At 48.9% G+C, this 20,677-nt stretch carries 18 protein-coding genes; 14 read left to right on the forward strand and 4 right to left on the reverse strand.

The window, feature by feature from the left end:
• The first annotated feature begins 80 nt into the window (after positions 1–80).
• Positions 81–992 (forward strand): LysR family transcriptional regulator, encoded by a 912-nt coding sequence (locus tag ACXX82_RS01325; RefSeq protein ID WP_322239297.1) that lies wholly within the window; start codon positions 81–83, stop codon positions 990–992.
• A gap of 217 nt (positions 993–1,209) precedes the next feature.
• Here ACXX82_RS01325 and ACXX82_RS01330 read toward each other — a convergent pair whose 3' ends face one another.
• The 4 genes from ACXX82_RS01330 to ACXX82_RS01345 form a co-directional block, all read right to left on the reverse strand.
• Positions 1,210–2,541 carry a cytochrome P450 gene (locus tag ACXX82_RS01330; protein WP_458562223.1) on the reverse strand — a complete coding sequence of 444 codons (1,332 nt, stop codon included), beginning with the start codon at positions 2,539–2,541 and terminating at the stop codon, positions 1,210–1,212.
• A gap of 10 nt (positions 2,542–2,551) precedes the next feature.
• Positions 2,552–4,576 (reverse strand): squalene/oxidosqualene cyclase, encoded by a 2,025-nt coding sequence (locus tag ACXX82_RS01335; protein ID WP_458562224.1) that lies wholly within the window; start codon positions 4,574–4,576, stop codon positions 2,552–2,554.
• A gap of 294 nt (positions 4,577–4,870) precedes the next feature.
• Positions 4,871–5,155: an NUDIX hydrolase gene (locus ACXX82_RS01340; protein ID WP_458562225.1), complete on the reverse strand. Its 285-nt coding sequence runs from the start codon at positions 5,153–5,155 to the stop codon at positions 4,871–4,873.
• Positions 5,156–5,410 carry an isopentenyl-diphosphate Delta-isomerase gene (locus ACXX82_RS01345; protein WP_458562226.1) on the reverse strand — a complete coding sequence of 85 codons (255 nt, stop codon included), beginning with the start codon at positions 5,408–5,410 and terminating at the stop codon, positions 5,156–5,158.
• Between the two features lie 627 nt (positions 5,411–6,037).
• Between ACXX82_RS01345 and ACXX82_RS01350 the strand changes: the two genes are divergently transcribed.
• The 13 genes from ACXX82_RS01350 (at position 6,038) to ACXX82_RS01410 (ending at position 20,633) form a co-directional block, all read left to right on the forward strand.
• On the forward strand, positions 6,038–8,608 hold the full coding sequence (locus ACXX82_RS01350; RefSeq protein ID WP_458562227.1) for a type VI secretion system Vgr family protein: 2,571 nt from the start codon (positions 6,038–6,040) through the stop codon (positions 8,606–8,608).
• A gap of 19 nt (positions 8,609–8,627) precedes the next feature.
• Entirely contained in the window at positions 8,628–9,524 is an 897-nt protein-coding gene (locus ACXX82_RS01355) for a DUF4123 domain-containing protein (RefSeq protein ID WP_458562228.1), read from the forward strand.
• Between the two features lie 51 nt (positions 9,525–9,575).
• A complete protein-coding gene (locus ACXX82_RS01360) occupies positions 9,576–10,118 on the forward strand; it encodes a DUF3304 domain-containing protein (protein ID WP_458562229.1) in 543 nt (180 codons plus the stop codon).
• Entirely contained in the window at positions 10,119–10,661 is a 543-nt protein-coding gene (locus tag ACXX82_RS01365) for a DUF3304 domain-containing protein (protein ID WP_458562230.1), read from the forward strand.
• A complete protein-coding gene (locus ACXX82_RS01370; protein ID WP_458562231.1) occupies positions 10,662–11,213 on the forward strand; it encodes a DUF3304 domain-containing protein in 552 nt (183 codons plus the stop codon).
• Complete coding sequence (locus tag ACXX82_RS01375) at positions 11,214–11,759, forward strand: DUF3304 domain-containing protein (RefSeq protein WP_458562232.1); 546 nt, start codon at positions 11,214–11,216, stop codon at positions 11,757–11,759.
• The gene (locus tag ACXX82_RS01380) at positions 11,760–12,308 is read left to right on the forward strand and encodes a DUF3304 domain-containing protein (protein ID WP_458562233.1); all 549 of its coding nucleotides are present in this window, start codon (positions 11,760–11,762) and stop codon (positions 12,306–12,308) included.
• The gene (locus tag ACXX82_RS01385) at positions 12,309–14,465 is read left to right on the forward strand and encodes a T6SS phospholipase effector Tle1-like catalytic domain-containing protein (protein ID WP_458562234.1); all 2,157 of its coding nucleotides are present in this window, start codon (positions 12,309–12,311) and stop codon (positions 14,463–14,465) included. It abuts the gene before it with no gap.
• Between the two features lie 150 nt (positions 14,466–14,615).
• Positions 14,616–15,560, forward strand: a complete 945-nt coding sequence (locus tag ACXX82_RS01390) for a DNA ligase (protein WP_458562235.1) — start codon at positions 14,616–14,618, stop codon at positions 15,558–15,560.
• 320 nt (positions 15,561–15,880) lie between these two features.
• Positions 15,881–16,924 (forward strand): LacI family DNA-binding transcriptional regulator, encoded by a 1,044-nt coding sequence (locus ACXX82_RS01395; protein ID WP_458562236.1) that lies wholly within the window; start codon positions 15,881–15,883, stop codon positions 16,922–16,924.
• Between the two features lie 137 nt (positions 16,925–17,061).
• On the forward strand, positions 17,062–18,549 hold the full coding sequence (locus ACXX82_RS01400) for a sugar ABC transporter ATP-binding protein (RefSeq protein ID WP_458562237.1): 1,488 nt from the start codon (positions 17,062–17,064) through the stop codon (positions 18,547–18,549).
• Positions 18,530–19,582 (forward strand): ABC transporter permease, encoded by a 1,053-nt coding sequence (locus tag ACXX82_RS01405; protein ID WP_458562238.1) that lies wholly within the window; start codon positions 18,530–18,532, stop codon positions 19,580–19,582. Before ACXX82_RS01400 ends, ACXX82_RS01405 begins: the two co-directional genes overlap by 20 nt.
• A gap of 88 nt (positions 19,583–19,670) precedes the next feature.
• A complete protein-coding gene (locus ACXX82_RS01410) occupies positions 19,671–20,633 on the forward strand; it encodes a substrate-binding domain-containing protein (protein ID WP_458562239.1) in 963 nt (320 codons plus the stop codon).
• Positions 20,634–20,677: the final 44 nt, after the last annotated feature.

Genomic DNA, 20,677 nt, shown 5'->3' on the forward strand with positions numbered 1-20,677 from the left:
GCGAATGAAAACTATTATCCCTGTTTGAATTATTTTATAAAGAGTCTATTATTTGATTCACTTTCAAAAATAATTTGCCAATGTACTCAATCACAGACATCCAGCTTTTTGTTCTCACCGCAGATTTAGGCAACTTATCCAAAGCTGCGCGCCAACTTGATCTGGTGCCAGCAACCGCGAGCGCGAGTCTAAAACGCCTGGAACTTCACCTAAACACACGATTATTTGTTCGCTCCACGCGAAGCCTGCGCTTAACGCCGGAAGGCACCTTATTTTTAGAATATGGGCGTCAAGCTTTGACGCTTCTCAATCAAGGTGAAGCCCATTTACGTAGCGACGGCGAAATCAAAGGGCATTTGCGCTTATCCATGCCCGCAGACGTAGGTAGAAACGTCTTACTTCCCTGGCTGAATGATTTTCAGCAATCCTATCCAAAAGTAACTCTGGCCTTGCAATTCTCCGACCGCATTATCGATCTCTTCAGTGCACCGATTGATGTTGCCTTTCGGTATGGCAAACTAGATGACTCCACATTGATTTCACAACCGCTGGCCGCGAGTCGGCGCGTAGCGGTCGCATCACCCGCTTATTTAGCGCAACATGGCACACCGACCACGCCAAAAGAGTTGGCCGAACATAACTGCCTACTGTTTTATCTCGAGCGCGGTTTGTTTAACAACTGGCGCTTTCACTCTGGAAAACATGCAATCGTTATCAAGGTGCGCGGTGACCGCATGACGGACGATGCCGCGATTGCGCGGGAATGGGCAATTGCCGGATTGGGGATTGCTTACAAATCATGGCTGGATGTGAGACTGGATTTAGCGGAAGGAAGATTAGTAACATTGCTGGATCAATACGTCGGAGAAGAAACCCCGCTCAACATGGTCTATCCGGATCGCAGCAGCGCTTCACCCGTGCTACGCACATTACTCTTATTTTTGCGTGAGAAATTTCATGCTTTGGGTATTCCTAGTGAGAGAGCTTATTAATCCATATGAAGACTGCGGATTATTCTTAACTTTAAAATCGGTGGTCGTTTTTCAGAAAGTTCTTAGGACTATTGACGACCATTCCCGCTTATTACCTTAACATTTTTCGTCCCCACTATTGAGGGATGGTAACGAAATTCAGTTAATCTCCTATTCCAGGTATAGCTCCAGATAAAAAAAGAACAGAATGATTCATACGTAATACTGCGTCAAATAGTCACCGATAACGGCGATATCGCATTAAGGGTCGTAATGGTTCAGTTAGCGGTTTCTTTAGATTAATTTGTAAGTCTGCATCATCAACTGTAAATGCAAATTTTTGCAACAAAAGACCCCAAACCAGTTTTATAAATTGTTGCGCCATTGTTTGACCCAAGCAGAAATGTCTGCCGCCCCCAAATCCAATCAATGAAAAGGCTTGTCGTTTATCTTCTTCACGTCCGGGAGAGAAACGATCTGGATCAAAGTTAAGTGGATTAGAAAATACCTCAGCCAATCGATGGCTCACTGGCGGACAAACTGCAACGAAACTGCCAGCTGGCACGACCATATTACCTACTTCGAAATCATACAATACCTGGCGCGGTATCAGATTGACCGTGGGGTATAAGCGTTCGACTTCTTTGATGAAGTTTCTCATCTGATATTGAGACTGAATAGCTGTTGGTAATATCGGATACTGTTTCAATGGATGCTCAGTTTCCTCGCGAATTTTGGCTGACCAATCGGGATAATGCGCCAATAATAAACCGGTCCAAGTGGCCAATATCGGTGTGTTAGTTTGCGCTGCAAAAAATGTCATGATGGCTAATCCAATTACTTCATCATCGGACAAAGCAGATCCGTCGGGATAGCGCGAAGACATAAGGGATCCTAAAAGATCTTGATTTTTTATCTTTTGCAAGCGTCTTTGTCTAATAATCTGCAAAAAATGATTTTCCACCTCACGCCGCGCATGATCACGTCGCCAATGAGACAGTAAAGGGGCATTAGTCCATACAACCGATACTAAACTAATAGTATTTTTCATTTCACGATACAACTGTGAAATATGCAGTGAATCCGATGAAGAACAGTCTTGTCCCAGAATAAAACGACTCATGATTTTAACGAGTAATGTCTCCATAATGATGGAGATATTCAATGTTCCCTCTTTGCCACAGCGAGAGGTGAATTCTTCCACTACCTTAACGATGGTATCTATATAACCTGAGGCTGCTTGTTCATGTATGGCAGCATGTAACAGGCGCATTTGTTGATCCATCCGCGCTGGTTCAGTATCGTAGACAATGCCTTTTCCCACCACCGGAGTGAGGATACGATGAAATTCTTGTACGCCCAATTGTGCATCCGTCGCATGAAAATACGCCGCATGATTCTGCGATCCCAGCAAAACATACACCGTTTTTCTCAGGAATTTAAAGCGAAATAATTTACCATGCTCCTCTAGGCCACGTTGAATAAATGGCGTTGGGTTGCCACGGAACGCTAGCAGATGTCCCAGAACAGGTATTTTGCCGGATACCCACGGGGCAGATTGAACTATCAAAGTAACTCTCCTAATGAGGATTTGCTTTTGCCAGAGCTAACGTAGGAAAATAACAGCTATACAGTCGATAATTCAAAAGCGCTGTACGAAAAAAAACACCATTCACCGCATCGCCCGACCAGGTGCCATCTGCCTGTTGACGCTGAACCAGCCACATGATGCCGCGATTGCCAGCTACTGATTGGGGTCCTTCAATCGCCAACAGGGCGAGGCTCGCCCAGCTAGTACTGACGACAGTACTCGCAGGATGATCTACATAAGAGCCGGTATGACATCCAGAAAAATGCTCTCCCCAACCACCATCGGCGTGCTGTATGGTTTTCAACCACGCAGCTGCTTTTTGCAACGTTGAATTAAAAGGAGAAAGCTGTGCAGCGCATAGTGCTTCTACCGCAAACCAAGTCGAATAGATCAGGTTGACACCCCAAGCGGCTAACCATGTGCCATCAGATCGTTGCTGTGCACATAAAAACTTTATTGATCTGTTGATGGCATGACGTACAGTTTCAGATCCCAGCTCTGGATAATCCTGAACGGCAATATACAAGGCGCGCAAAACAGAAGCTGTACATTCAATGTAGGACAGTTCAGCCATACAATTGCCATATATTTCGGTTGGATTAGCGTTATTCATCCAATGCATACCGCGACTACGTTCATAAGAACCAAAGCCACCGTCTGCATTTTGCCGGGTCAACAAAAAAACAATCGCGGCTTGTAAGTGAGCGACGGAAATACGATTTTCTAGTGAGATTACCTCTGGTAGATGATGGCAACTTAGTAAAGCACTGATTACTTCAGCAGTGCAGTCAGAGATTGCCCATTGATGTGTTGAATCGTTAAAGCACCAACCTCCCGAATTTGAGTCTCGTTCGTCACGCTCTTCAATTGGTAATTCATTTGTAATTTGCATATTGTGGAGACGATGATAGGCAGCACGCACAGCTAGTATGACTTGCTCTGTTACTTGATGTGAAGCTGTCAGTGCTTGCAGTGTGAATGCCGTATCCCATGTCAGCGAGCGAGCGCCGGCATAACGAGTCCCTTCGGCTGCGCTAGTCCAGCACCAACTATCCAACATCTCTACACTGCGATATACAGCACTATGATTAGGATTTTCGTGCCACAGTGCCAATATATTGAGACTACTGCTTAGACTAGAAAGACCTTGAAAATTGCTTGTACGCTGCTCAGCAAGGATACGCCCCAGACAATGCGCCAAGGCACGCTGGCGCACTCGTTTTGTGCCAAATATATAGGGCAGAACACCTTCGCTCCAACGTTGGATGTCATACAAAATACGCAATACACGAGCAGGCATGTGAAATACATCGGTCAATGCAATTGTGTGACGACTTGCGTGGCGCTGACTACTATCTGCAGCTTTAGAGTCGGAACCATATAATTCATTGCGTATTGTCTGTGCTACAAAGCCTAAATCATATTGGAACCGCACGCCCTTTAGGTAAACCATGCCTCGGTAAACTGAGCGGGTATGGCAATAAAAGCGAGTGGGTGATAAAAAAAACCAACGCGGTGTAAGAAAAACTTCTGGTCCGCCTATATTTACAAAATGCCAGTCATATAGCCCCAAGATTGCCAACCAGAATTTGCCATGAGTCGGAACACTATCTACTCCACCCGGTTGAGAGTCCAGCCACCTATGTGCACTGCGTAACATAGGGTCATCTGCAGACATACCTAATAAACGGGCAGCGACATACACTAGGGTAGTCACATAGCGGTAGGAATGAGACTCATCATGGAATCCCCATCCACCATCAGGTCGTTGGGTTTTCGCAAAATAATGCAATATGGAAGACTTCTTTTCATCAGCAATCGGATGCCCAATTATTTTATGCGTCAACACTACCTGCGCGGTGGGTAACGGACACCACCACATCTCACCTTCCCAGTCCCCCGTTTTATTTTGACTTTGGATAAAGTAAGAACAGGCTCGTTTGAGTGCTGAGGCAATTTGAGACTGATTGCACTCATCTTTAGACGAGCAGATTATTGTTGATCCGGATTTCATATGCTGGTTTTTAGATATTTTCTTGTTAATATCAAACGATTTTGGTGAACTACTGCGTGATGCGATTCAGTCAGCCAGGGAGTTTTTAGCTAATAGAGTCAACGATAGTTCGTGTACCGCCATTGCAAACAACCAGCGCAAACCTTGGTCGTATTTGCGAGACAGTCTGGTGAGCACAAACGTACTAGCGACGTTTTATGCGAAGACACTCGCATCTATTTATATATTAAATGAAGACAATATTAGGATTGCAATTCTCTGCATGCTGACAATCTACCGGGCAAAATAATATGCTTATTTTTGCACATAGGACTTCCAGACTTCCAGGCAGCCGTCGCCAGCTTCATTCAGAATTTTTATAAACCAAACAGTAAAGACCTGGGGTTGAACTGCAATCCATTCCAGCAAAGCAGGCGTGGCTATCCAAAACCAATTCGAGGCTTCATCAGGATTTGGCACAGGTTCGCTGTTAAATCTACCAACGTAAATGTGATCGAATTCGTGCTCAATAAGATGATTGGAAACCGATGCCCTATAAGTAATGGCGGCGACTTCTTGCAAGGGGCAATCGAATCCCATTTACTCCATGAGCCGACGATGTGCCGCATCATCGTTGTTCTCTCCATGTCGTGGGTGACCACAGCAGGTATTTGTCCATAAACCACCAGAGTGATATTTATCCTTAGCGCGCTGCTGCAACAACAAGCGACCATCACTATCAAAGATAAAAATTGAGAATGCACGATGCAATACACCATCTTGATGTACTTGTAATTTATTACCAACGCCAATGGCGTGATCATATTGATCAACCAGAATGAGTACTTCGTCCATGATGTGGAATCTTTAATAAAAAAGGTAACACCAACACGCATGCTGCAAATAGATTGCTCTGTTAGGATTTTTTTTAAGCGTCATTCAATGACGTGTAATCACACAGCTCATCTTGTCTGTTTTACTTCAGATGGCTTACTTTATCGAACGACCCTCCCATTTGTACGAAGAAATTTCGCAGCAGCAGCAGCAGCAGCAGCAGCAGCAGCAGCAGCAGCAGCAAATTAGTAACTTGCCAGCGATCTTTTAATTCCCCTCAGGAAATATAATTTCTCCATATTAACGCTCTTATTGAATTACGCAGACATTTTTTTATACAAAGTATTTATCCAAAGGTTTTTGGTATAGCACTGCTTTAGCCTGTATGAATTTTCAAGGTCGTTACTGTCGCATATTGTAGAAAAATAAAAACGAACCAGCATTCCAAGTAAAAGAATTTGCTCGTACTTAAGATAACTATGGACTATTCTTAAATTTGAAAATGGCATACATTTTCAGAAAGTTCTTAGCACTATTGATGATCATTCCCGTTTAATATTGCCACAGAGTTTTTCACCTCCACGATTGCAAAATGCGATAAAGATTGCATTAAATCGTCCTCACGTTCGTAGCGGAAGGTCTTCCCCCATGTCCAGCAGTCGCACTCTCAGCGCATCTAGCAGCGCTATTCCAACACGCCTGAATCAACCTGCGCTGGTGCCGATTAGTCTCTCTGGCACGGAAGGCATGAACGCATTATTCGATTACACCGTCGTGCTGATGACACCCGAATCCTTGATCCATCTGAGTGAAGATATCGGCAATGTCAATCTTGACGATTTCATTGGTCGCGAGTTAACCATCATGATTGCATTGGATGGCAGCGGTGGATTTTTCGACAGCGCATTTGCTGACAATCTGCTTGGCAACATCGGTGCTGGGACGCGTGAAATCTCCGGCTTGATTACCGCTGCCCGTGTGCTGCGTCAGGAAGGACGCCATGCGCTGTACGAAGTCACCTTGCGCCCATGGTTGCATCTGGCGACACTGACCACCGACTGCAAGATATTTCAGGATCAAAGCGTGATCGAGATCATCGATCTGCTGTTTGCCGACTACGCCTTTCCAGTCGACAAGCGTCTCATTGAGACTTATCCCAAACGCGACTATCAGACCCAATACAACGAAAGCGACTTTACGTTCTTTAGTCGATTGTGCGAAGAATGGGGAATCAACTATTTCTTCGAGCATGATAATGGCGTCCATCGACTGGTCTTAATCGACAGCATCGGTGCGCATAAGAATTCGCCCAGCAGCGCTTATCACGTGGTGCAGTTTCATACGGAAGGCAAACATATCGATGAAGAGTGTATTCATGCCTTTTCACCCGTACATCAACTTACCTCCGGCCAGTACACCACGCGGGATTATGACTACACAAGGCCCAAGGCCAATCTCACCGCCAACCGCTACGATCCCCGCCCCACTGCGCACAGTGAGCAAGCGGTCTACGAATGGCATGCCGACGCGCATTATAGCCAGCCGAAGGCGGGTTCCGGTTCAGCAAGCACCAACCCGGAAAGCCAGAATGATCCGTTTGCCGAAGGCGATTTCATCGCCCGTTTGCGCATGCAAGCCCTACACAGCGTCGGCCAACGAGCGCAAGGCCAAGGTCATTTGCGCGGCATGGTGCCCGGTTGCATCTTTACGCTGGCGCGTCATCCGCAGACCGCCGCCAATGCCGAGTATGTGATCCTATCGACCACACTGAGGATCGACGAAGCCGCGCAAGAAACGCAGGCGTCCGACAATGCACACCGGCAACGTTATCGCGTCCACGTCGACTTTACCGTCCAACCGACGAGCCAGAACGTGCGACCGCAACGGTCTACACCCAAACCGTTCACCCACGGTCCCGCCACCGCCACAGTGGTCGGTCCGCAGGGACAAAACATCTGGACCGATACCCTCGGGCGCATCAAGATCCAGTTTCCATGGGACCGCCTCGGCCAACACAATCATCAGAGCAGTTGCTGGGTCCGCGTCGTCGCACCGTGGGCTGGCAATCAACTCGGCGGCATGCATATTCCCCGCATCGGGCAAGAAGTCATCGTCGACTTTCTGAGTGGCGATCCCGACTTGCCGCTATGTACCGGACGGGTGTACAACCAACTCAATACGCCACCGTGGGCATTGCCGAGTCAAAGCGCGTTATCGGGCTTTCGCTCACGCGAACTGACGCCCGACGGTGGCAATGCGGCCAGCGGACGCAGCAACCATCTGGTCATGGATGACACGGCAGGCAAAATCCAGAGCCAGCTCAAAAGCGATCATCAGCATAGCCAATTAAGTTTAGGCCACATTACACGCATCGAAGACCACGCCGGTCGCAAGGAATCCCGCGGTCAAGGATTTGAACTGCGCACCGACGGGCATGGCGCAATCCGTGCTAAAAACGGTCTGCTGATCAGCACCGAAAGCCGTACTCATGCCAGTCACCACATCACCGATCTGGGCGAGACGGCACAGCGCCTGATCGATGCGCACGGTCAACAGCAAAGCTTTGGTGAACTGGCGCAGCAACATGGTGCGCTTGAAGCCGATGAGCACAAAGCGGTCACCACTTCACTCACCGATCAGAACGATGCGATTCAAGGGACCGGCGGCGAGGCCAAAGACGGCAGCTTTCCCGAATTAACTGCACCGCATCTGATACTCGCCAGTCCAGCGGGGATCGCTACCACGACGCCGCAATCGACCCACATTGCCAGCGGGGAGCATGTAGCGCTCACCAGCGGACTGGATATAAGTTTGTCGGTCGGACAACGGCTCATCGCCAGTGTCAAAAACGGTATCCGACTATTTAGCTATCAAGCAGGGATGAAACTTGTCGCTGCCAGTGGCGACATTAGTCTTACCGCGCTAAAAGACAGCATCAATCTACTTGCCAAACTCAACATTACGCTCACCGCCAACCGTATCGTCATCAACGCCACCGAAGAAGTCATGATCAATGGCGGCGGCAGTTATGCCAAATGGAATGCCAACGGAATTGAAAGCGGTACAAAAGGAATGTGGAAAGTGCATGCCGCCAGCCATTCGACGGTTGGCCCCAACAGCGTGCCGATCGTATCACACCAATTTCCTCAAGCAGCGTGCAAAGAATGTCAACAATCGGCGCGCACCGCGGCTACACGTGCAGGCTCTCCTCCAATCTAATTAAATTGAAAAGAAAAATATGATCTATTACGGCCTTGACCCATACCATCCAGAATTGCTCAGCAAGATCGAAGCGACCTTAACCGAAGTCAGCACCAAACACGCTCAGCTATCAACCTTCGTGTTGATCGACGGTACCTTTGATGACGACTTCGGTATGGAAATGTGGAAAAAAAGTCGAAGCGAAAACAGTGAAGTTATGTCTCTATACGACAAGACGGTATTGAGCGAACTGGAAGAATGTGCCCCCTTCCTCATCGCCATGACCGCAATGAATTTACCCGGTGTACTTAAAAGCTGTGCAGGTAAGCCGATGCTCAGTATTCTACAAAGCCCACTCACCATCCATGCGCTAAAACGCCACTTCGCGCCATTCTTACAGATCCGCACAACATCTGACGGGATGTGTTTTTCGCTCCCGTTTTCGGACACAATTTGCAGTGAAGATATTCTGTACAGCTTCGATACCGCACAACGCACAGCATTCTGTTCCGGCTTTGCCAAATGGCACTTAATCAACCGCAAAGGCACGCTGACGACCATCGACGGAACATGCTTTGATGCAGCATCGTACCTACCTTCTGCGGTGGGCGAATCTAATGCCATCGATATCACCGACAAGCAATACGCGTGGTTAATCGATAGTGGCGAAGCAGATTACATTTTGCGCGAACTTGCTAAGCAACCGTTCGCACTGCCGCCGGACCAACCCCCCTCCATGCTCTTTCCACGCATCCGCACGCTATTGCTGGCAATGGACAAACGCGATATCACCGTTGATCACGAGCGACATGTGCTGGTTGCACAATCTCTGCAGCTTCCTGATTATTTTTGCGCTCTGGATATGTTGGATGAAGCGCAAAAGCTTGGTGTCGAAGCTGCGGTAAAGCGCGCTTCTCTGCGCACGCTCGGATAAACCCGATTGACTATTCCAATCAACCTTAACATTGTCCCTGAAGAAGAGTAAATGCGCGCAATTATCCAATCTCATCTAACGAACGTCGCTTTCATTAAGTGGTCGGTATTAATCACCTCCGCCCTTGTTCTCACTGCTTGCGGCACGACGTCTCACACGACCTTGCAAGCAGCAAAACTCAAACGTGCGGTATTCGTTACTATTCCATCGACAGCTGTGACAATGTCCTGTGCAAATCATACGAGTGGTTACATACACTCGTATGCAGTCCAGGAGCCGCGCACGATGGCAAGAGACATGAAGTACTCCTTCAAGTGCTTTCCATATGAAATGGGTAACTCGATCGTCGCGGCTGGTTTCTTGCTGCCGGATCAATGGCAGCCGGGAATGAAAGTTAAAGTTCGCTGGAAGCCAAATGCACGCGACTGGATAGAAAAAATTACCACAATTAAGCGGTACGACACACCAGAGACATTGTTCGTCCATTTCTTCGACAACGATGAAGTTCGAGTGTTGTCATCATTCCCATTTCCAAGAAGCACACACCACCCCATTCTCCGCAATGTCACCATCGCACCACCCGAGGAAGAATAAATGCATCCAATCATTCAATCTGCGCCATGGACATTCGCCTCCATTAAATGGGCGATATTACTCACTACCACGCTCGGTCTCACTGCTTGCGGCACGACGTCGCACACGACCTCGCAAGCAGCAAAGCCCAAACGGCCCGTATTCGTGCCGATTCCCTCAACCCCGGCTCCAATGTCATGCGCAAATCACACGAATGGGTACATTCACTCGTATGCAGTCCAGGAGCCCCGCACGATGGCAAGAGACATGAAGTACTCCTTCAATTGCTTTCCGAATGAAATGGGTAACTCAATCGTTGCGGCTGGTTTCTTGCTACCTGATCAATGGCAGCCAGGAATGAAAGTTAAAGTTCGCTGGAAACCTAATGCGCGCGACTGGATCGAGAAAACCACCACGATTCCACGATACGACAGAGTTGGAACACTTTTTGTCCACTTTTTTGACAACGATGAAGTGCGCGTGGTGTCAGCGTTCTATTTTCCAAGAAGTACCCTTCATCCCATTCTCAGCAATGTCACAACAGCCCCGCCCGAGGTAGAATAAATGCACACATTTGTCCAATCTGCACTAACGAACATCGCTTGCATTAAATGGTCGCTGTTAATCACGGCCGCAGTCGGTCTCACTGCTTGCGGCACGACGTCGCACACGACCTCGCAAGCAGCAAAGCCCAAACGGCCCGTATTCGTACCGATTCCATCGACAGCTGTGTCAATGTCCTGTGCAAATCATACTGATACATATATCGATTCCTATGCAGTTCAGGAACCTCGCACGATGGCAAGGGACATGATGTACTCCTTTAATTGCTGGCCTCATGAAATGGGCACCTCTATCGCAGCACTTGGTTTCACGCTACCTGATCAATGGCAGCCGGGAATGAAAGTTAAAGTTCGCTGGAATCGGCCAATCAAAGGCGAAGCTAACTGGATAGAAAAAATCACCACCATTCCACGGTACAACAGAGTCGGAACACTTTTTGTCCATTTTTTTGAAAACGATGAAGTGCGTGTCGTGTCAGCGTTCTATTTTCCAAGAAGTACCCTTCATCCCATTCTCAGCAATGTCACAACAGCCCCGCCCGAGGTAGAGTAAATGCACGCAATGATCCAATCTGCGCCATGGACATTCGCCTCCATTAAATGGGCGATATTACTCACTACCACCCTCGGTCTCACTGCTTGCGGCACGACGTCGCACACGACCTCGCAAGCAGCAAAGCCCAAACGGCCCATATTCGTGCCGATTCCCTCAACGCCGGTTTCAATGTCCTGTGCAAATCATACGAGTGGCTACATACACTCATATGCAGTTCAGGAGCCGCTCACAATGGCAAGAGACATGGTCTACTCCTTCAATTGCTTTCCGAATGAAATGGGTACCTCAATCGTTGCGGCTGGCTTCTTACTACCGGATCAATGGCAGCCGGGAATGAAAGTTAAAGTTCGCTGGAAACCTAATGCACGCGACTGGATAGAAAAAACGACCACGATTAGAAAGTATGACGAAGTTGGTTCCCTTGACGTCCATTTTTTTGAAAATGATGAAGTACGCTTGGTTTCTTCTGCTCATTACTATCCAGGAAGTCCGAAATACCCGATTCTCAGAAGCGTCACCATCGCACCACCCGAGGAAGAATAAATGCACACATTTGTCCAATCTGCACTAACGAACATCGCTTGCATTAAATGGTCGCTGTTAATCACGGCCGCAGTCGGCCTCACTGCTTGTGCCACCACGCCACACACGACCACGCAAGCAGAAAAATTCAAACGTCCCGTATTCGTTCCGATTCCATCAACAGCCGCACCAATGTCGTGTGCCAATCATACTGATGCATACATCGATTCATATGCAGTCCAGGAGCCTCGCACGATGGCAAGGGACATGAAGTACTCCTTCAATTGCTTTCCGTATGAAATGGGAAATTCCATTGCAGCACTGGGTTTCACGCTACCTGATCAATGGCAGCCCGGAATGAAAGTTAAAGTTCGCTGGAATCGGCCAATCAAAGGTGAAGCTAACTGGATAGAAAAAACCACCACCATTCCACGATACGACAGAGTAGGAACACTTTTTGTCCACTTTTTTGACAACGATGAAGTGCGAGTGGTGTCAGCGTTCGCTTTTCCTGGACCACATCATCCTATTCCGATGAACATCACCATCGCACCACCCGAGGAGGAATAAATGCACGCAATTGTCCAATCTGCACCATTAATCATTTCCGATAACACTGAAAAGGAAATGACGCCAACCACCGCCGACCTCTGTAGCCTCATTCTAAAAAAAGGACGACCAACCAAAAATATTCCGTGGTGCCAGCAATATATCAATATTGGCGTGTTTTTTGATGGAACCGATAACAACCGATACCGAGACGAGCCGCTACAAAGTCATACCAACATCGTCAAGTTGTTTAATGCCCATAAAAGTGCGGACGGGCAAGGCTGGATGCAAGCACCAGGACATTATCGAATTTATGTTCCGGGGTTGGGTACGCCCTTTCCGGAAAACAACGAATGGCGCGAAACGATGGAAGGAAAAGCGTTCGGCAAAGGCGGACAAGCGCGGATTTTGTATGCGTTGCTGGAAGTTTATAACGCCGTATATCGAACATTCGACCAAAATAAAAAAAAGTTCAATGATAAGGACATCGCAGCCAAACTCAAACAATACACCCGCGAAATTGACACCGGTGATCCATTAAGCGACGCCCACGAACCACGCCCCGACCGGCGTAGTTGGTTTAAAGGGCTAAGCGACGAACTGGATATTGCATTGCGTCTCGCGCGCAAGGATCGTCCCTTACCAAAAATCCCCAAAATTAGCCTTTCGGTTTTCGGATTTTCTCGTGGCGCGATGCAGGCTCGGGCGTTTTGTTACTGGTTTAATGATTTGCTGGCGAAAGATGGCACCTTTGCGGGAATGCCTGCCAGTATCGAATTTCTTGGACTATTTGATTGCGTGGCGAGTACCGGTATGTCGCAATCGGCGGCAGAAACCACACCGGCGTTTTGGGCCGATGGACATTGGGCGTGGGCGAATGAAACGCTGTCCCCACTGCCAGCATGCGTGGAACAAACCGTGCATTTTAGCGGCGGGCATGAGCAGCGTCGCAATTTTCCGCTCACCCGCGTGCAAGGAAAAAACGTCACCGAAGTGATCTATCCTGGTGTGCATGCCGATGTCGGCGGCGGTTACGCGCCGGGCGACCACGGACGTGGAATCAAAAATGGCAAAGGAGAACTGGATATGCTGCTTTCGCAGGTCCCGTTGGCGCATATGTATCTGGCTGCGAGTAAAGCGGGTGTGCCTTTAGTTAACTATTGCGTGATGGAGTCTGATCTCAAGGAAGACTATGCCATCAACCCCAAACTTGCCATCGCTTGGAACGATTACATGGCGGCCGGAAAAACAGAATTTGAGGGCGATCCAGAGCGTAAGATCGTTCCCACGTTTCACAGCATCGTCCGTCAGCATATGCGGTTGTATTACTGTTTTCGACGATTGCGATTGGAGGGGTTGACTAACTCTGTCGGTTACAACCGCGCCAACCAGCAAGAACAACACAATATGCAGAGCTATAACGCCTTACTAAAAGGCGATGTCAAACTGCTGACAAAGCGCGCCCAATTAGCGGCCGATGAAAGGAATGGTCGAGATAGTTTTGGTCGCGATGTGCATGGTCGCCCCTCTCTCCGATTTGCTGCCGAAAATCATGGCGTGGCAAACGCCTGGCAACTGCGTCTGGCGCGTAGCGGGGTGCCCCCGGAATCAAATGAATTATGGGCCTTGGGAGAAATGACCAAAGCAGCAGTGCCGCAGAAAGCGCCCTTTTTAGTCCTGCTGGAAGAATACGTCCATGATTCACTGGCGAATTTCTATTTGGCCGGTTACACCACCCTTGAAGAAAAATCAGAAGCCTTGCTCAAGATGGCAATCACGCATCACGATTCAGGGAAAGCGCCATCGACGCCGTATAGAAGTCGTGTATGGCAAAACTATCAAAAGGGGATCAAGGACAATCCGCAACTGGATGCCATATTGCAAAGCCGTGTCGACACATTGGAAGCGGCGGATAACATGTCCAACTATCGGAATGGAGAAATTGACCCACAAACACGTCGTCCTTACGCTTACTACCGTGCGGACAAAATTCAAGCCACGCAAAGCTCCAGACAGCAGACTGTTTTTTCGAAAGATGAGCAAGCTACGCTGGCGAGGTTTTATCCGCTGCAAACTGATGCCGACGTCGCTGAATTGCGCTCACCCTTTATTGTTACTCAGACAAATACACGTCGTGAAGGAAGTGGCTATTTGCGACAGCGACATATCTTTGAATAGTTCACGCCCATCATTCATCCGCGAAATTCCACTTAACGCATTAACGAGTAATTAATTGTTAGTCGTCGAAAGCAATCAGGTATTTATTACTGATACGGCGCGAGTCAAACTAAAACAGCCGAACTTCATCAACGTAAGAAAGAACACCGCATGTCTATAGACAAAAAGCCCCGACCATTTCACCTTATCAAAACCAGACAACTCCGCAGAAAAATCGTCATGGTCCTGCTTTGTAGTATTTTCTTGCTTCTTGGTATCACGCCACAAACCGGCCGAACAAACGAGCGTCCTCCACCGTCGCTCATGCAGGCAAATATTTATCATCCTGGCGTAAAACTGGCAGAGTATTGGGTCAGTGAAAAATTGGATGGCGTAAGGGGCTATTGGGATGGAGTGGCGTTATGGACCCGCGGTGGCAATCCGATTCATGCGCCTGCGTGGTTCACTTCTGGCTGGCCGAAGGTTCCGCTAGATGGTGAGTTATGGGCCGGTCGCGGACTATTCACGACAGCCGTTTCGACCATACGACAACAGACACCCAATGATATTGCGTGGCGCCAAATTCGTTTTATGGTATTTGATTTACCGGCGCATTCAGGAACGTTCGATGAACGTATTCCCGTGCTGCAAAATCTCGTCACCAAGATAGCAAAGCCATGGGTTGAAGCGGTAGCGCAAATCAAGGTCGCGGATCAACAAGCGTTACAAAGCATGCTCCAAAAAAATGTCAACCAAGGCGGCGAAGGCTTGATGCTACATCGAGGCAATGCAACCTATCGCGGCATACGCAGTGACGATCTGCTCAAAATGAAAACGCATGATGATACTGAAGCCAGAGTCGTGGGCTATCTTCCCGGAAAAGGAAAACATCTCGGCGTGATGGGTGCGCTGATAGTCGAAACACCAACAGGATTACGCTTTCGGATTGGGACGGGGTTCACGGACGCCGAGCGTCGCCGACCTCCGCCGATTAGTAGCTGGGTGACGTATCGCTATCGGGGATTACATCCAGGTGGCGTACCGCGATTTGCGAGTTTCATGCACATACGCGATGAAATGCCACCAACTGAACTACTGCAAACGATCAAACAGTAAAGCTGCTTTAACATTCACATTTAGCTAAAGTTAAAACGGTGTGTCAATTTAAAGCGCAGATAACTCGTAGCGTTATTTTTACCAGACGACATTATTATCGTGCTGGTGAAGAAACGAAAATAAAAATGTCGAAACGCACAATCAATACTAAGCAAAATAGGTGCTCAACGCCGCTCAACCAGAATCAGTTCATCACTATTCGTTCATAATGTAGAAGCAATCCAGACACCATTCCTACCGCATTGCAACATCGAGAATCCTTGCAAAAGGACCGCCATTCAGTTAAAAATGTAATCGATTACATTTTTAACTGAACCGCAATGCGTACTGAAGATTCGCCTTTACCCACCTCCGATCACCCGGGTTCAATCTCGTCTGCATCAATCTCGTCTGTCGCCTCCCACGCAGGCGTATCAGTAGCGACTGTCTCGCGTGTCATGAATGGGCAAACCGGCGTACGTCCCCAAACCCGCGATAAAGTCATGGTTGCGGTTGAGGCGTTGGGATATCGGATGAATCATCTGGCGCGCAACTTGCGCACTGCCGAGAGTCGCTTGCTGTTAACCATGGTGCCTGACGTAGGCAATCCTTTTTACGCTGAGATTGTGCGCGGCATCAATCAAGTCGCACGTCAGCATGGTTATTTTGTCCTGCTATGCGACACCGGCGCAGAGGAAGAGCAAGAACGTTCGTATTTTGATCTGCTGCGCACACATCGTGCTGACGGCGCAATCTGCCTTGACCCCGACACCATTCAGCACGCATTAGCCAATGAGTCAGTGCGCCTGCCATGGGTCGCCTGTTGCGAGTTTGATCCTACAGTTGCCGTCCCTTATGTCAGCATCGATAATCATCGCGCTGCCAGCGATGCGATTCGCCATTTGCTTCAGCGTGGTCATCAGCGCATCGGCTTGATCAATTCTGACGCCCGTTATCTTTATGCGCGGCAACGCGAAGCCGGGTATATCGACACCATGCACGCTGCCGGTTTGACACCACGCCCGGAATGGCGCAAAACCGTTCAAAGCCTGGATTACGCCGCTGGAACCGTCGCCACGTTAGAAATGATGGCACAGTCGGATGCGCCGACAGCCATTTTTGCCGTCTCCGACACGTTGGCCATCGGCGTCTTGAGCGCCTTGCGTCAACTTGGCAAACGCGTGCCGGAAGACGTCGCGGTGATCGGCTTCGATGACATTGCGATTGCTGCGCAGATTGATCCTGGTCTGACGACGATTGCGCAGCCAATGCGCGCACTGGGTGAAACCGCCGCGCTGCTTTTATTGCACCGCTTGACCGCGCCAACGGTTCCTGTATCGGGCGTTCTGCTTGACCATCATCTGGTTCTCAGAGGGAGCACGTAATGATGCGTATCCGGTCGCAAATACCGCTTTGCCCTGATTCCCGCCAACACTGCGGCCCATTGACCAAATCCAACGGCTTGCGTGGCGATGATTTTTCATCAAAATCCTTATGAGGATCTTTCCGTGAGGACCAGACCATGAGTGTCACCGTCAGCTTCCAACATATCTGCAAAGATTTCGGACCGGTACGCGTATTGCACGACGTCAGCTTCGATTTGGCGCCCGGTCGGGTCTATGGTTTATTGGGCGAAAATGGTGCCGGAAAATCAACCTTAATGAAAATTTTGGCGGGTTACGAGACCGCCAGCGATGGACAACTGGTCATTGACGGCCAGCCGCAACGCTTCACCAGTTCGCGCGCAGCCGAAGCCAGCGGCATTGTGTTGATCCATCAGGAATTTAATCTGGCTGAACATTTGACGGTCGCGCAAAATATATTTCTGGGTCATGAAAAACACAAAGGCTGGCTACTTGACGATGCCGCGATGCGCGAAGACGCTGCGCGTTACCTCAAACAGGTTGGTCTGAACGTCAGCCCAGATACCAAAGTACGCCACTTAATCGTAGCAGAGAAACAGCTGGTGGAAATCGCCAAAGCACTCGCACGCAAAGCACGCTTCCTGATTATGGACGAACCGACCGCAACGCTGACCTCATCTGAAACGCAGCGATTATTTGCGCTTATGGCGCAACTCAATAACGATGGCGTCACCATTCTTTATATTTCACACAAGCTTGATGAAGTCGAACGCATCACCGATGAAGTAATCGTTATGCGCGATGGTCGCTTTATTACACGCGAACCAACAGCAACTTTGACTCGGCAACAGATGGCCAATTTAATGGTTGGCCGCGATCTGTCAGATATGTTTCCTCTAAAATCGCGCCACGCCACCGACGCCGCAGTTTTATTGCAAGTAGATGGTTTATGCGTACCTGGTTGGTCAAAAGAACTCTCCTTTGAAGTACGCGCTGGTGAAATTTTAGGTTTTGCCGGACTGGTTGGCGCGGGCCGCACAGAGTCGTTCGAGGCCTTGCTTGGCTTGCGCCCCCGCAGCGCTGGAAAAATTACTTTGAGCGGCAAGCCGGTCAATCTGCGTAATCCTCGTCAGGCGATGCAACATGGCGTGACCTATCTCAGCGAGGACCGTAAAGGTAAAGGATTGCACGTCAATCTTGGGCTACGCGAGAACCTGACTATGATGACGGTGGAGCGCTATGCTCACCCATGGCTCGACATCAACGCCGAGAAAAAGGCGCTGGATCAAGCAGCCAATGTCTTCAATATTCGCACCGGCGATCTCGATAGTAAAGCACGCATGCTGTCAGGTGGAAACCAGCAAAAGTTAGCGCTTGCCAAAATTTTGCATCCTGATCCACGCGTCATCATTCTTGATGAACCAACCCGAGGGGTCGATGTAGGTGCCAAGCGCGATATCTATTTTTTAATTCATCAGTTAGCAGCGGAAGGACGCGCAGTCATTGTGATTTCGTCCGAGTTGATCGAACTGATTGGTCTTTGTCATCGCGTCGCGGTGATGCGTTCCGGCACATTACAAACAACGCTCGACAGCGAGCATTTGACTGAAGAGGAGTTGATTGCTCATGCAACCGGCACACACTGAATCACCCGTTGAGGCGCAGAATGAGTCGCACAATAAAGCGCACAACAAGCCAGCCGCCGCTTCTGCCATCATCGGTCGCATTAAAAATATTGGCCCATTGATTGGCCTGATCGCTTTATGTATTGTCGGCACGCTGCTTAATCATGACTTTGCCACTGTCGATAATATGATGAACGTGCTGACCCGCACCGCCTTTATTGGCATTATCGCGGTTGGCATGACTTTCGTGATCATATCGGGCGGAATCGATTTGTCGGTCGGTTCCATGGCGGGCTTGATTGCTGGCAGCATGATCTACTTTATGAACATGCTGATGCATGGTGTAGGCGGTATGCACTTGAATCCCACTACTATTGTTGTTTTAGGTATTGTATTGGCGCTGGTGCTTGGCTCTGTGTTCGGACTCATACACGGCTTGCTCATCACCAAGGGGAAAATTGAACCGTTTATTGTGACCCTTGGCACGCTCGGCATCTTCCGGGCATTTCTGACTTATCTAGCCGATGGTGGCGCGCTGACGCTCGACAATCAATTGTCGGATCTATACAGCCCTGTGTATTACAAAAACTTGTTGGGCGTGCCAATTCCCATATGGATATTTCTTCTAGTTGCGATTGGCGGCGCTGTCATTCTCAATCGCACCACCTTCGGACGGCACGTTCAAGCGATTGGATCGAACGAGCAGGTGTCACGGTATGCGGCGGTACGGGTGGATATGGTGAAGATATCGACCTATATTTTTCTCGGACTTTGTGTTGGAGTCGCCACCATTTTATACGTCCCACGTCTGGGATCGGCCTCACCGACAACCGGCCTGCTGTGGGAGTTGGAAGCGATTGCCGCAGTGGTTGTCGGCGGCACAGCGCTTAAAGGTGGCGAGGGACGCATAGTTGGTACAGTTATCGGTGCGATTTTGCTCTCCGTTATCAGTAATATTCTCAACCTGACCAGCATCATTAGCGTCTATCTCAACGCAGCGGTCCAGGGCATCGTCATCATCGCGGTGGCTTTTCTACAGCGCAGTCGAAGATGAAGAAATAACGTTAAAAGGTTTAAAAAGTTAACGCAGTTTTTTACAAAGGGATTGCCGCTCACGGCACCCATCTACCGGAGGAGACACCATGAAACGTATCACCAAAATACTGGGCGCAGGGTTGTTAGCACTGAATGCATTGTCGGCGGCATCCGCATTTGCAGCAGAAAAAGTTGTATTAGGCGTAGCGATTCCCACAGCGACCCATAGCTTTACCGCCGGTATTGTCTGGTGGGCGAATGAAGCCAAGGCAGAATTGGAGAAAGCGCATCCCGGTTTGAAGGTCATCGTCAAAACGGCCGCCACCGCGCCGGAACAAGCCAATCAGCTTCAAGATATGCTGACCGTCAACAAGATCAACACGCTGGTTATTTTTCCCATTGAGTCGGCCTCACTCACGCAACCCGTGGCGCAGGTAAAAAAGAAAGGTGTCTACGTTACCGTCGTGGATCGCGGCCTCACCACGAACGATGCACAAGATGCGTACGTAGCGGGCGACAATACCGCTTTCGGTAAATTGCCAGCCGAATACATGGCTAAACGATTGAACGGCAAAGGCAATATCGTCGTTTTTCGCGGTATGCCAACCACGCTCGACAACACGCGTTTTGATGCATTTAACGCTGTGATGAAAGATCACCCCGGCATCAAGATCCTGGATGCAAAATATGGCAACTGGAACCGAGATGATGCGTTCAAAGTCATGCAAGATTACCTGACCCGCTTTAAACAAATCGATGCAGTCTGGGCGGCGGACGACGATATGGCGATCGGTGTACAGAAAGCAATCGAGCAAGCCAAGCGCACGGATATCAAAGATGTATTTGGCGGCGCTGGTGCAAAAGGCGCTGTGAAGAAAATCATGGATGGCTCTGATCCCCTGATTATGGCGGACGTTTCGTACTCACCTAAGTTCATCTATGATGCGATTAAAATGACCGCCGAAGCACGTTTGAAAGGTGAAAAGTTACCAGCGAACACCATCATTCCCTCGGTATTGATCACGAAGGAAAACGCCAAACAATTCTACTTTCCCAATTCACCGTTCTGATATGTAAACGCACATTTGAGCGCGTCGCGATAAGCAGTAATGAT

The sequence above is a fragment of the Glaciimonas sp. GNP009 genome (assembly GCF_054343755.1).

Excerpts from the sequence above, each read along its gene's own strand:
- ACXX82_RS01375 (WP_458562232.1), top strand. The coding sequence starts at position 11,214 with ATGCACGCAATGATCCAATCTGCGCCATGGACATTCGCCTCCATTAAA.
- ACXX82_RS01410 (WP_458562239.1), top strand. The coding sequence starts at position 19,671 with ATGAAACGTATCACCAAAATACTGGGCGCAGGGTTGTTAGCACTGAAT.
- ACXX82_RS01365 (WP_458562230.1), top strand. The coding sequence starts at position 10,119 with ATGCATCCAATCATTCAATCTGCGCCATGGACATTCGCCTCCATTAAA.
- ACXX82_RS01380 (WP_458562233.1), top strand. The coding sequence starts at position 11,760 with ATGCACACATTTGTCCAATCTGCACTAACGAACATCGCTTGCATTAAA.
- ACXX82_RS01390 (WP_458562235.1), top strand. The coding sequence starts at position 14,616 with ATGTCTATAGACAAAAAGCCCCGACCATTTCACCTTATCAAAACCAGA.
- ACXX82_RS01335 (WP_458562224.1), bottom strand. The coding sequence starts at position 4,576 with ATGAAATCCGGATCAACAATAATCTGCTCGTCTAAAGATGAGTGCAAT.
- ACXX82_RS01395 (WP_458562236.1), top strand. The coding sequence starts at position 15,881 with ATGCGTACTGAAGATTCGCCTTTACCCACCTCCGATCACCCGGGTTCA.
- ACXX82_RS01355 (WP_458562228.1), top strand. The coding sequence starts at position 8,628 with ATGATCTATTACGGCCTTGACCCATACCATCCAGAATTGCTCAGCAAG.
- ACXX82_RS01350 (WP_458562227.1), top strand. The coding sequence starts at position 6,038 with ATGTCCAGCAGTCGCACTCTCAGCGCATCTAGCAGCGCTATTCCAACA.
- ACXX82_RS01345 (WP_458562226.1), bottom strand. The coding sequence starts at position 5,410 with ATGGACGAAGTACTCATTCTGGTTGATCAATATGATCACGCCATTGGC.
- ACXX82_RS01400 (WP_458562237.1), top strand. The coding sequence starts at position 17,062 with ATGAGTGTCACCGTCAGCTTCCAACATATCTGCAAAGATTTCGGACCG.
- ACXX82_RS01340 (WP_458562225.1), bottom strand. The coding sequence starts at position 5,155 with ATGGGATTCGATTGCCCCTTGCAAGAAGTCGCCGCCATTACTTATAGG.
- ACXX82_RS01325 (WP_322239297.1), top strand. The coding sequence starts at position 81 with ATGTACTCAATCACAGACATCCAGCTTTTTGTTCTCACCGCAGATTTA.
- ACXX82_RS01405 (WP_458562238.1), top strand. The coding sequence starts at position 18,530 with ATGCAACCGGCACACACTGAATCACCCGTTGAGGCGCAGAATGAGTCG.
- ACXX82_RS01370 (WP_458562231.1), top strand. The coding sequence starts at position 10,662 with ATGCACACATTTGTCCAATCTGCACTAACGAACATCGCTTGCATTAAA.
- ACXX82_RS01360 (WP_458562229.1), top strand. The coding sequence starts at position 9,576 with ATGCGCGCAATTATCCAATCTCATCTAACGAACGTCGCTTTCATTAAG.
- ACXX82_RS01385 (WP_458562234.1), top strand. The coding sequence starts at position 12,309 with ATGCACGCAATTGTCCAATCTGCACCATTAATCATTTCCGATAACACT.